This window comes from Paraburkholderia polaris, assembly GCF_012927345.1.
GTDB classification, from domain to species: Bacteria; Pseudomonadota; Gammaproteobacteria; order Burkholderiales; family Burkholderiaceae; genus Paraburkholderia; species Paraburkholderia polaris.
This window is the reverse complement of sequence record NZ_JABBGJ010000033.1, coordinates 1-12,235: the sequence shown is the minus strand read 5'-3', so window position 1 is coordinate 12,235 and position 12,235 is coordinate 1. Positions and strand designations below refer to the sequence as shown.

General features: G+C 62.4%; 11 protein-coding genes and 1 pseudogene. 8 read left to right on the top strand and 4 right to left on the bottom strand.

All coding sequences use genetic code 11. The annotated features are described in order from the left end of the window. Positions 1 to 107 precede the first annotated feature (107 nt). Entirely contained in the window at positions 108 to 1,109 is a 1,002-nt protein-coding gene (locus HHL24_RS27875; protein ID WP_169488575.1) for a helix-turn-helix transcriptional regulator, read from the top strand. Between the two features lie 91 nt (positions 1,110 to 1,200). Here the strand turns inward: HHL24_RS27875 and HHL24_RS27870 are convergent, their stop codons facing one another. The 4 genes from HHL24_RS27870 to HHL24_RS27855 all read right to left on the bottom strand — a co-directional run bounded on the left by HHL24_RS27870 (position 1,201) and on the right by HHL24_RS27855 (position 3,945). Beyond that, positions 1,201 to 1,722 (bottom strand): acyltransferase, encoded by a 522-nt coding sequence (locus HHL24_RS27870; RefSeq protein ID WP_169488574.1) that lies wholly within the window; start codon positions 1,720 to 1,722, stop codon positions 1,201 to 1,203. 17 nt (positions 1,723 to 1,739) lie between these two features. After that, the gene (locus tag HHL24_RS27865) at positions 1,740 to 2,132 is read right to left on the bottom strand and encodes a nuclear transport factor 2 family protein (RefSeq protein ID WP_169488573.1); all 393 of its coding nucleotides are present in this window, start codon (positions 2,130 to 2,132) and stop codon (positions 1,740 to 1,742) included. Between the two features lie 8 nt (positions 2,133 to 2,140). After that, the gene (locus HHL24_RS27860; protein ID WP_169488572.1) at positions 2,141 to 2,926 is read right to left on the bottom strand and encodes an SDR family NAD(P)-dependent oxidoreductase; all 786 of its coding nucleotides are present in this window, start codon (positions 2,924 to 2,926) and stop codon (positions 2,141 to 2,143) included. Between the two features lie 113 nt (positions 2,927 to 3,039). Then, the gene (locus tag HHL24_RS27855) at positions 3,040 to 3,945 is read right to left on the bottom strand and encodes an alpha/beta fold hydrolase (RefSeq protein ID WP_169488571.1); all 906 of its coding nucleotides are present in this window, start codon (positions 3,943 to 3,945) and stop codon (positions 3,040 to 3,042) included. Between the two features lie 174 nt (positions 3,946 to 4,119). Here HHL24_RS27855 and HHL24_RS27850 point away from each other — a divergent pair, with 174 nt between their 5' ends. The 7 genes and pseudogenes from HHL24_RS27850 to HHL24_RS27820 form a co-directional block, all read left to right on the top strand. Then, entirely contained in the window at positions 4,120 to 5,085 is a 966-nt protein-coding gene (locus HHL24_RS27850) for an SDR family oxidoreductase (protein WP_169488570.1), read from the top strand. 129 nt (positions 5,086 to 5,214) lie between these two features. Next, positions 5,215 to 6,804 (top strand): DUF1302 domain-containing protein, encoded by a 1,590-nt coding sequence (locus HHL24_RS27845; protein WP_169488569.1) that lies wholly within the window; start codon positions 5,215 to 5,217, stop codon positions 6,802 to 6,804. 100 nt (positions 6,805 to 6,904) lie between these two features. Next, entirely contained in the window at positions 6,905 to 8,296 is a 1,392-nt protein-coding gene (locus tag HHL24_RS27840) for a DUF1329 domain-containing protein (RefSeq protein WP_169488568.1), read from the top strand. Positions 8,297 to 8,380: 84 nt separating this feature from the next. Continuing rightward, on the top strand, positions 8,381 to 9,163 hold the full coding sequence (gene dmpE / locus HHL24_RS27835; protein ID WP_169488567.1) for a 2-oxopent-4-enoate hydratase: 783 nt from the start codon (positions 8,381 to 8,383) through the stop codon (positions 9,161 to 9,163). A gap of 34 nt (positions 9,164 to 9,197) precedes the next feature. Next, positions 9,198 to 10,097, top strand: coding sequence for an acetaldehyde dehydrogenase (acetylating) (locus HHL24_RS27830; RefSeq protein WP_169488566.1), 900 nt, complete (start codon positions 9,198 to 9,200; stop codon positions 10,095 to 10,097). A 10-nt stretch (positions 10,098 to 10,107) separates the two neighbouring features. Then, positions 10,108 to 11,139, top strand: a complete 1,032-nt coding sequence (dmpG, locus tag HHL24_RS27825; RefSeq protein WP_169488565.1) for a 4-hydroxy-2-oxovalerate aldolase — start codon at positions 10,108 to 10,110, stop codon at positions 11,137 to 11,139. Positions 11,140 to 12,014: 875 nt separating this feature from the next. Beyond that, positions 12,015 to 12,235, top strand: a pseudogene (locus HHL24_RS27820) (IS3 family transposase); the annotation flags it as partial.

The following is a 12,235-nucleotide window of genomic DNA, read 5'->3' as shown; positions in this document are numbered from 1 at the left end:
AAGATCTCAAAAATGATAGCAAGGAACCGGCTACCGTAATATTTGGAAATAGTTAATCATCCAGGTTGTCGTCCATCACGCGTTTCGAACGCCGGAGCTACCGTTTCATGGAACACGAATGCGATACGCTGCCGCATTGGCTGACCGGCTCGCCGCAAGGCGAAGCCAGCCACGTGTCGGCGGCTTACAACTCAGCGGTTACCGCTCAACCGGCTTACCCGGCCGGCACGCGGCAACCCGAGAAATCAGCCCACGCGGCTGAAGCATCCAGGGCATCCACCCGCACCGCATCAGGCATGGCGCCCGCAGGTTTTCTCACGCTCTTCACCGAGGAGGAGATCGGCACGCCCTCGCCCGCCGCGCGGCGGGCCGCGCCGATAATCAGTCCGCTGGTTCGATTTGGCAGCGCGCAGGACCGCATCGAATTCGTGCGGCGGCGCATCAGGCAACTCGGCTTCGACTCGTTCAGCTATTCGGCCACGCGCACCACCGCGCATCACAAGACGATGTTCGTGCTGACCAGCTACGAGTCGCAGGCATGGCTCACGCGCTATTTCCGCGAGCGTTATTTCGAGCTCGACCCGCGCGTCGCGCTGGCGTCGCCGACCGGCATGCCGTTCCTCTGGAACACTGTCGACATGCGCGCCGACCTGCCGCGCGCGCAAATGCGCAGTGAAAGGCTCGGCGGCCTGATCGACATGCTGGAGGCCACCGGCCGCAAAAGCGGGATTCTCACGCAGATGCCGCTGCCCGAGCCGGAACTGAGCGCGAGTCTGTGCTTCAACTCAGAGGTCGGCAACCCGCGCTGGATGACGGAATCGATCGTGGCCGAAACGCTGATGTTCGCGCACACGATCCACGAATTCATCTGGACGCACGCGAAGAGCGTGATCGGCATCGCGCCCGCGCAGCAGCAGCGCGTCTCGCTGAGCGAATTGCAGCATGCGGTGCTGAAGGCGGTCGTGCAGGGGCAGCGCGACAAGGAAATTGCCTACTTCCTCGGGCTGTCGCCGCATAACGTCGACTACCACTTGCGGCGTCTGCGGCAGTTGTTCAACGTGCGCAATCGCGTGCAGTTGATCAACGTGGCGCAGGGGTATGTGACGTAGGAGAGACAAAAAAGCGAGCTGCGGCCGGCGCGCGTGTCGAACCGGCCGCAGTCTTTGAACCTTAGCGCCGCACGATGCGCGGCGGCGAACCTCAAACGCTGCGCATCGTGCGCAGGCAATCCGCCGCGAGTTGCTGGTAAATCCGGGTTCCGGACGATTTCGCCACGATCTCGTCTTCGCTCAGGGTGCGCACCACGCGCCCTGGCACCCCGGCCACCAGCACGCCCGCGGGCACCCGCCAGTCCTTCTTGACGAACGCGCAAGCGGCCACGATGCTTGTCGCGCCGAGCACGACGCCGTCCATCACGACGGCATGCATGCCGACCATCGTGTTCGGTTCCAGGGTCGCGCCGTGAATGATCGCGCTGTGCCCGACATGACTGTCGACGCCAAGCCGGCAAGCATTCGCCACGCCGGTGTGCAGCACACAACTATCCTGCACGTTGCTGCCGCGCTCCACCACCACCGCGCCGAAATCCCCCCGCAGGCTCGCAAGCGGCCCGATGTAACAGCAGGCGCCCACCGTCACGTCGCCGATCAGCACGGCGCTCGGGTGAACGTACGCCGACGGATCGACGCGCGGCCGCTTGCCGTTGAATTCGTAGAGCGCCATCGTGCCGCCGTGCCGGTTCAGCTCGCGTCCGCGAGCACGTGGTAATCGTCCGCACCCCAGTACGCACGCATGCGCAGAATCTTGCCGGCGGCGTCGAAGTCCATCACGTCGGTCACGTCGATGTGTGCGGGCCGGCCGTCCTGCGCCGTGATATGCACGCGAAAGCTGATCGACGCGCTATTGCCGTGCGAGCCGCGCGGCGGCGCCATCAGTTCGAGCCGGGCGCCCACCGACGTCGCGTATGTATAGAACGTTTCGATCTCGCTTTTGCCCTCTTTCAAGGGCGTGCCGACCGGGTCTTCGATGCTCGCGTTATCGGCGAACAGCGCGATGACGCGCGAAGCGTCGGCCGCATTGAACGCCTCGATATAGTCGACGAGGCGGGCCTTCATGTTTTCGCTGGTGTTCATCCGTCCTCCTAGCGTGCGGTGTAGCCGCCGTCGATCACCAACTCCGTGCCGGTCACATAGCGGCCGGCCGGCGACACCAGATACAGAATGCCCGCTGCAATATCCTGCGGATCGCCGATCTTCGCGAGCGGCACGAGCGTTTTCATATGCGCGAAAATCTGCTCCGGGTCACCGAGCTTTTCGAACGCCTCTTCCAGCAGCGGTGTGCGGATAAAGCCGGGATGCACGGAATTCGCGCGAATATTCTGCGTGGCGTACAGCATCGCGTCGGTCTTCGCCATCAGCCGCACCGCACCTTTCGAGGCGTGATACGCCGGCACGTCCGGGCCGCCAACCAGCCCATACATCGACGACAGATTCACGATCGAGCCGCCGCCCGCCGTCAGCATGTGCGGAATCGCGTACTTGGTGCAGAGGAACACGCCCGTCACATTGACGTCGATGACCTTCTGCCATTGCTGCAGCGTCATTTCGTGCGTGGGCAGATTCGCACCTTCGATACCGGCGTTGTTCACCAGCGCGTCGAGCCGCCCAAAGCGGGTGGCGATTTCTCCGAACACGCGCTGCACGTTGTCTTCCTGCGTGACGTCCATCTTCCAGAACGCCGCGCGGCCGCCCGACTCATTGATCTCGGCGACCAGCTGCTCGCCCGGTTCCGTCAACACGTCGAGCACCGCGACCGCCGAACCGGCCGCCGCCAGCGTGCGTGCTGTCTGCGCACCGATGCCGCGCGCACCGCCCGTGATGGCGGTCACCTTGCCGCTCATGTCGAATAGTTGATGGGGAAATGTCATACCGTCTCCGTCATGTTGTAGTTGGGGTTTCTGCGGCGCATGGCGTTGGGTCGGCCGCACCGGTCACACCATTCGCGCCATTCGCGCCATTCGCGCCGCATCCGAAGCATGCCTCAAGCGGCGTGCTGCTCCGCGAGAAATTCCAGACATTCGCGATTGAAATATCGCCGATGCTCGACCATCACCCAGTGGCCACAGCGATTCATCAGAACAAAGCGCGCGTCGGCGCAGTGTTCGAGAAAACGCATCGCGCCGCTGGCCGGATTGAAGCGGTCGTCCGTGCCCCAGAAACCCAGCACCGGGCATTTGAGTTCGCCGAGGCGGTCAGTCAGGTTGGGCACGCGCATCGTCGACAGCACTTCGGGCGGCTGCTGCTCGCACACGGCGAGACGCTCTTCGACCAGCGCATCCGTGACGAGGCTGCGATCGAATACCAGCAGTTCGAGCAATTGCCGCATCGTCAGGCGGTTCATCTGGCGGTTCGTGAAGAGCGACACCATCTTCTGGATGCCCTCCATTTTGAAGTAGGTCTCGCGCTCCTCGACACCGCCTGGGGCCATCATGATCAGGCTGTCGACGTCGTCGGGATAGTCGAGCGCGTATTGCAGTGCGATCGCTCCGCCGAGTGAATTGCCGAGCAAGGTCGCCCGGCCAATGCCGTTCGCGGCGAGCTGCGCGCGCAACGCGCTGACGAAGAAATCGAGCGTGTAGTTCACGTCCGCGGGCTTCGACGACGCGCCATAGCCCGGCAGATCGACCACGATCGCACGATGACCGGCCGCGGCGAACTGCGGGTAGTTATGCTTGAAGTTGCTGAAGCCGCTCGCGCCAGGACCGCTGCCATGGATGAATACAACGGGCGCACCGCTGCCGGCTTCGAAGTGATGCAGCGTCAGGCCGCCGGGGACTTCCGTGAAAATCCCCTTGGGCGCCTGCAGGGTGGGCGGCGCGCTGCGTGACTTGTCTTGCGCGTTACCGTGCGCGTCGGCGTGTTGTGACTCCGTGGGCGTTGCGTTCATGCGCGCTTGTCTCCTAGCTCGCGCCGCGCTCGTCGGCGCGGCAGATTGTATGAGGGTCGCCAGCGAAAACATCATCCCTTCGAATCCGCAGCGGGGCATCGTCTTTTCAGACTACGAGGCAGCGCCGCATTTCTCCTACCATCGGCCCCACATGAACAGAGGGAGACAGCGGCAATGACAGGGTTCGATTTCAGCGGCAAGGTGGTGCTGGTAACGGGCGGCACCAAAGGGATCGGCGCGGCCATCGCGCAAGCTTTCGGAGATGCGGGCGCAACGGTGTACGTGTGCGGACGCACGCCGCCCGCGAGCGTAGCGGCGGGTTCACAAACGAGCCTGCAGACGGGGGCGCAGGAGGGTCTTCGTGCGGGTTTGCAGGCAGGGCAGCACGAAGATCGACATGCGGGGTCTCCTGCGGGGTCTCCTGATTCGCCGACAGGTTTGCAGACGGGCTCGCAGGCGAACCTGCATTCGGCCTCACGTCAGAAAGCCCCGCGCTTCATCGCCGCGGACGTGCGTGACATCGACACTATCGACGCCATGCTCGCGCAGATCGAACGCGAATCCGGCCGGCTCGACGTGCTCGTCAGCAATGCCGGCGGTGCGCCGTTCGCGCTCGCCGCGCAGGCCTCGCCGCGCTTTACCGAAGCCGTCATCCGCCTGAACCTGGTGGCGCCGCTACACATCGCGCAACGTGCGAATGCGCTGATGCAACAGCAACCGGAAGGCGGTGTCCTGCTGTTCATCGGCAGCGTGAGCGGTTTGCGGGCGTCGCCGGGAACAGCGGCTTATGGCGCAGCGAAAGCCGGCCTGCTGAATGCGGTGCGCTCGCTCGCGGTGGAATGGGCCCCCAAGGTTCGCGTGTGCGCGGTGAGCCCGAGTCTCGTCGAAACCGAAGCCGCCACCAGCGGCCATACGGGGTCCTCTCCGGCAGACGGCGAGGCCGCACTCGACAACATCACCGCGACGATTCCCGCAGGCCGTCTTGCCAAACCCGGCGATATCGCGTCCGCGTGCCTGTTCCTCGCTTCGCCACACGCCGCCTACGCATCGGGCAGCAATCTGATTCTCGAAGGTGGCGGCGAAGTGCCCGCCTTTCTCGCCGCCACCGACCTGCACAAGGCGTTCGCCACAAAGCCATAGACGCATTCACACGCGCACACCTCGCGTCCCTGGGGCAAGCGACTAGTCCGTTTTGACGATTCTCGCGCCGCACGTGCCCCCTAACCTCTGATCACAACAAATTTCAGATGTGACCACAGAGGAGACAGGATGCAGATCAACGGAACACAACAGCGCGTACCGGTAATGCGCGCGGTGTGCGCGGCATGCAGACTCGCCGTGCTGGCAGCGGCGTCGGCAGCGACGATAACAACGTTCGCCACCCCGGCTTACGCGGGCGACACAGTGAATCTCGGCACGGACACCACGCTCGATTACAACTTCACACTCGGCTATGGCCTGGGGATGCGCACGCGCGCGCCGAGCGGCAATCTGCTGACACCGGAGAACATCAACGGCGACGACGGCGACCGCAACTTCGCGAAGAACAAGCTGATCGAGAATCAGGTGAGCCTGCTCGGCGAAGTGAACCTCAAGCACGACGACTGGGGTGTCTTCGTGCGGGCCAACGTGTTCTACGATCAGGCATACCAGCACCCGAACAACAACGACGCGCCTTACACCGTCAACCATAGCGGCGCGTACAACCAGTTCACCAGCGATGCGAGCTATTTTGCCGGCGGACACCCGCAGTTGCTCGCAGCCTACGCGTACGACACGATCCACCTGGGCGGCACGAGTCTGAACGTCAAGGTGGGGGACCAGGTCGTCGCGTGGGGCGAAAGCGTGTTCTTTCCGAACATCGCGGGCGCCCAGGGGCCTGCCAATGCCACCGCGTCGTATGTAGCCGGAGCGGAGGTCAAGGACATCCTGCTGCCAGTTCCGCAGATTTCGACGCAGTGGCAACTCGCGCCTAACTTCAGCCTGCTCGGCTATTACCAGTTCGCGTTCGAGCCTAACCAGCTGGTGCCGCCGGGCGCTTACTGGAGCTACTCGGACGTTGTCGGTCCCGGCGCGCAATACATCATCGGCCCCGGCGGCATCAAGATTCCGCGCGGCAACGACATCCGGCCGAACGGCGACGATCAGTGGGGCCTGGGCGCACGCTGGCGCGTCTTCGGCGACACCGAAATCGGTGCGTACTACCTGCACTACAACGACATGAATCCGAGTGTCGTGACGACGTACTTCCCGTCGCTGCAGTACCAGGAGAAGTACTTCGACCACATCAAACTCACCGGCCTGAGCTTCTCGACCGATCTGAACGGCGTGAACGTCGCTGGTGAAACGTCGTACCGGCAAGGCGCCGCGGTGCTCGTGAACACACCCACGGGTGCGCAATCGACGCGCGGCGACGTATGGCAATCGAATCTCTCGGCGATCTATTCGATCGGACCGACCTTCCTTGCCGCATCGCAAACGCTGGTGGGTGAAATCTCGTATGTGCACGCCGGCAACCTCACGCCGATTATGGGCTCGACGACGCTCACGAACACGCGTAATTCCGCCGCCTTCGAGGTGGCATGGACGCTCAGCTACAAGAACGTGTTCAGCGGCTGGGACGTCGACGTGCCGCTCACTTATGCCGACGACTTCACCGGCCAATCCGCGCTATCCGGCGCACTTGGTTCGCTGACGGGCGTGGGTGACCACCGCGTGACGGTCGGTGTGAACTTCACGCGCCTGAGCAACCTGAAACTAGGGATCGTCTACGCGAAATTCCTGGGCAACCCGAATCCGGTTAACCGGCCGCTCGCCGATCGCGATTATGTGCTCGCGACCGCGACCTACTCGTTCTGATGTTGCGCGCCGGAATGAACCGCTGCGGCGAGTCTCCGGCGCATCACAACATGCTGCGCCCTTTGAATCAGCCGTCTTTTTACTGCAAGAGGATTTGGTCATGAGTCGAATTTTCAATCCCACATTGCGTGTCTGCGTGTTCGCGGCAGGCGCCGCGCTCGCCGCCGCATCAGGCGCCCCATCGTTCGCCAAAACCAGCCCGGAAGATCTCGCCAAACTCGAAGGCCCGCTCACGCCGATGGGCGCCGAGCGCGCGGGCAACGCCGACGGCACGATCCCCGCGTGGAGCGGCAAATGGTTCGGCACGCCGCCGGGCGTCGACTACAAACCGGGCCAGCGCTTCCCCGATCCGTATGCGAACGAGAAACCGCTCTTTGTGATCACCGCGCAGAACATGCAGCAATACGAAGCGCGCCTCACCGACGGCGAGAAAGCCATGCTCAAGAAGTATCCGGACAGCTTCAAGATTCCGGTCTATCCGAGCCACCGCGATTTCAGCTATGGCGACGCCGTGTACAAGGACATCCGCCTGTACGCCCCCACCACTACGATGACGAAAGACCAGAACGGTCTGAAAGATTTCCCGCCGGTCACGCCGTTCCCGGTGCCGAAGAACGGGGTCGAAGCGATGTGGAATCTGCGCTTCGCATCCGCAGTCGAAGGCGAAACCGCAACCTACGACCAGGCCGTGGTCTACCCCGACGGCAATATTGCATGGGGCAAGGTGCAGTATGCGATTTACGGGCCGCGCAGCGCGGACCATTTCGATCCGAAGAACGCGCTGAACGCGAAGAGCTTTTTCCGTCAGACCACGATGCTGCCGCTATCCGATCGCGGCACGATCATCACCGGCTTCGAGATGTGGGACCAGGAAGGCTCCGACACTCGCCGCACGTGGTCGTATAACCCGGGCACGCGGCGCGTGCGGCAAGCGCCGGAATTCGGCTTCGATCAGCCCGAAGGTCCAGGCGGCTTTCGTACCGTCGACGACGACCGCCTCTTCAATGGCTCCGGCGAACGTTACGACTGGAAGATCATCGGCAAGCGCGAAGTGTATGTGCCGTACGACAACTACAAGCTGATGGACCCGTCGATCAAATACACCGATATCCTGACCAAGGGTCATGAGAACACGCAGTACATGCGCTTCGAACTGCATCGCGTGTGGGTGTTGCAAGCCACACTCAAGTCCGGCTATCGCCATCAATACGCGAAACGGGTGCTGTATCTCGACGAGGACACGTGGAACGCAGTCGCCGCCGACAACTACGACGCACGCGGTACGTTGTGGCGCACCAACCTGGCCCCGACGCTCTACGCGTACGACGCCAAATCGTTCTACTCGACCGCCGTCTTCTATCACGACCTGATCTCGGGCGCCTATTACGCGGACCGTCTGGCGAATCAGGAACCGATGCCCGTACTCACACGCGGCTCGCAACTGACCGAAGCGTACTTCTCGCCTGATGCGATTCGCGGCGCGGGCAATTGATTTCGTTGCGCCTCTATTGAAGCCACGGCCGGGGACGAATTCAGGTTCAGCCCCGGCGCTTTTCCCTTTCCAATTGCGGTCGTCATGACTTCGACACTTCACACCACACTCGGCGACGAGCTTTACCACGCATGGCGCGAGCGCGCGCCTATCGCACCGTTCTCGGCGCGCGCCGGCGGTTTGTCGCTCGCCGACGCTTACCGCGTGCAGCAGCACTTCGTCGCGCGTCGCATCGAAGCGGGCGAAACGATCGTCGGCAAGAAGATCGGCGTGACGAGCCAGGCCGTGCAGGACATGCTCGACGTGCGTCAACCCGATTTCGGCGTGCTGCTTTCCGGCATGCATTACGTCGCCGGCGAGGACATCCCGATCGCAAAGCTGATCGCGCCGCGCGCGGAAGGCGAAATTGCGTTCTATCTGAAAGACGATTTGCGCGGCCCGGGCATCACGCGAGACGCCGTGCTTGCCGCCACCGAAGCGGTCGGCGCGTGCTTCGAGATCGTCGATTCGCGCATCCGCGATTGGGCGATCCGTATCGGCGACACGGTGGCCGACAACGCGTCATGCGGCGTCTACGTGCTAGGCGAAGAACGCGTCGCGCCGCACGCGCTCGACCTCGCCGCTTGCCGCATGACACTCGACAAGAACGGCACGCGTGCGGCGGAAGGAATCGGCGCCGCCGCGCTGGGCCACCCGGCCGATGCAGTGGCATGGCTCGCGAACACGCTAGGCGAACTCGGCGTGCCGCTGCTCGCCGGAGAAGTCGTCCTGTCGGGTTCGCTGGCGGCCTTGATTCCGGTCGTTTGCGGCGACCAGTTGCACATGCAGATTGAAGGCATCGGCAGTTGTTCCGTGCGCTTCATCTGACCGTTTGACCGTCTTTTCCTTGAGGATGCACTGAATGAGCAAGATCAAATGCGCGTTGATCGGGCCCGGCAATATCGGCACCGATCTGCTGTACAAACTGCGCCGCAGCGCGGTGCTCGAACCCGTGTGGATGGTGGGCGTCGACCCGGACTCCGACGGCCTCGCACGTGCCCGCGAAATGGGGCTGAGAACGACTGCGGACGGCATTGACGGCCTCCTGCCCCATCTGGCCGCCGACGATATCCGTATTGCCTTCGACGCCACGTCCGCGTACGTGCACCGCGAGCATTCCGACAAGCTGACCGCGCGCGGCGTGCGCGTGATCGACCTGACGCCCGCCGCGATCGGTCCGTTTTGCGTACCGCCGGTCAATCTTGCTGCGCAGATCGACCAGCAAGCGATGAACGTCAACATGGTCACATGTGGCGGCCAGGCCACCATTCCGATGGTGTACGCGGTGTCGCGCGTGCAGCGCGTGGTGTATGGCGAGATCGTCGCGACCGTGTCGTCGCGCTCGGTCGGTCCCGGCACGCGCAAGAACATCGACGAGTTCACCCGCACCACGGCGCAGGCGATCGAACAGGTCGGTGGCGCGGCGGCGGGCAAGGCGATCATCGTGATCAATCCGGCGGAGCCGCCGCTGATCATGCGCGACACGATCCATTGCCTGACCGAAACCGATCCGGATGTCGAGGCAATTACGGCTTCCGTGCACGCCATGATCGACGAAGTACGCCAATACGTACCGGGCTATACGTTGAAAAACGGCCCGGTGTTCGATGGCCGCCGCGTGTCCGTGTTCATGGAAGTCGAAGGCCTCGGCGACTATTTGCCGAAATACGCCGGCAATCTCGACATTATGACCGCTGCTGCCGCGCGCACCGCCGAGCTGTTCGCCCAACAGATGCTTGCCGCATCGCCTGCCACCGCCTGAGGAACCGACTATGTCTTTAGCAGGAACCCGCATTACCGTGCACGACATGACATTGCGTGACGGCATGCATCCCAAGCGCCACCAGATTTCACTCGACCAGATGTGCTCGATTGCGCGCGGACTCGACGCTGCCGGCGTACCGTTGATCGAAGTGACCCACGGAGACGGCCTGGGCGGCGCATCGGTCAACTATGGCTTTCCGGCGCATACGGACGAAGCGTATCTGAGCGCCGTGATTGCGGAAGTGAAACAGGCCAAGGTATCGGCGCTATTGCTGCCGGGCATCGGCACGGTCGATCACTTGCGGCTCGCGCACGGGCTTGGCGTGCATACGATTCGTATCGCGACACATTGCACGGAAGCCGATGTGTCCGAGCAGCACATTGGCCTTGCTCGCAAGCTGGAGATGGATACCGTCGGCTTTCTGATGATGGCGCATATGTCGCCGCCCGAACAACTCGCAAGCCAGGCGAAGCTGATGGAATCGTACGGTGCCAACTGTATCTACATTACTGATTCGGCGGGTTACATGCTGCCTGATGACGTGACGGCACGGATTGGGCTGGTGCGGGCGACGCTGAAGCCGGAGACCGAACTTGGTTTTCACGGTCATCACAATCTGGCGATGGGGGTGGCGAATTCGATTGCGGCTATCGCTGCGGGGGCTAACCGTATTGACGCCGCTGCGGCCGGTCTGGGGGCTGGCGCTGGCAATACGCCGATGGAAGTTTTTATCGCTGTGTGCGAGCGGATGGGGATTCAGACTGGCGTCGATGTGTTCAAGATTTCGGACGTTGCTGAGGATCTCGTTGTGCCGATTATGGATGCGCCGATCCGGATTGATCGCGATGCGTTGACGCTCGGGTATGCGGGGGTCTATTCGTCGTTTTTGCTGTTTGCCAAGCGGGCTGAAGCGAAGTATCGGGTTCCGGCTAGGGATATTCTTGTTGAGATGGGGAGGCAACGGCTTGTTGGCGGGCAGGAGGATATGATCGAGGATACGGCTATTACGCTTGCCCGTGAGCGGGGGGTCACGGTTTAGTGGTTTTTTGCCTGCGCGGCGCTTTGTTGTCTGTTTGCCTGCGGGGGTGGGCCTTGCTTGAGCTGGTTGCCTGTGCGGCGCTTTTTTTGTCTGTGCTTTTTAGGGCTTTGGCCTTTCCTTGAATTGTTAGTGGTCTATTAGCGTTCGCCCCTGTGCGGGGCAGGCACCTACTTTTCTTTGCCGGCTGCAAAGAAAAGTAGGCAAAAGAAAGCAGCTCAAACCGCTAATTCTAAGTGGGAACCGTGGCCTGCAAGGGGTAGTGGCTCCGTGGAATCCGGGCCCTCGCACCTTCAGGCGCTAGTGACAAAGGCATCATCAGCTCCCACTCCGCACTACGTGCGTCGCGGATGGGTCTGCCAAGGAAACCACGGGCCTCGTTCGCGCGTCGTGAGAGCCGTCGGCTTCGCCTCGGCGACGCACCTCTGCATTCACCCGGAAACCCTCGCTCCAAATGATATGTCGGTGTGCTCCAATCACAGTTGCAGTTGCAGTTGCAGTTGCAGTTGCAGTTGCAGTTGCAGTTGCAGTTGCAGTTGCTGCTCCAATCCTAATCGCGGTGACGGTGGTGCAATGACGAGCCACGGTCTGGTAGCGAGACGCGGGTGCGAAAACGCAGTGGTTGGTTTTCTGAAGTACTCTTCGGCGCGCGCAGCGTCGCCGGAAGTATGACGCCCTTGTCACCAGCGCATGCGGGGCACGAGCACAGACTCTACGGAGCCACTCCCCCTTGCAGGCCACGGTTCCCACTTAGAATTAGCGGTTTGAGCTGCTTTCTTTTGCCTACTTTTCTTTGCAGCCGGCCCTCCATGTCAGGCTAGTTGTCGCCTCACCCGAACCGATTGATGTAAAGATGGGGGGCGGACAGCGAATGGGAAATGAAACGCTATTCAGCGGAAACCCGGGAATGGGCAATCCAGCAGATGATGCCGCCGTTCAATCGTGCGGTCATCGAGTTGTCAGGAGCGACGGGCATCACGACGGTGACGCTACGGACCTGGCGGCAAAGTGCAAGACAGACAGGGAAATTCATGCCGGGCAATGGCAAAACCAGCGATCGATGGTCAAGCGCCGACAAGTTCAGGGTGGTGCTGGAGAC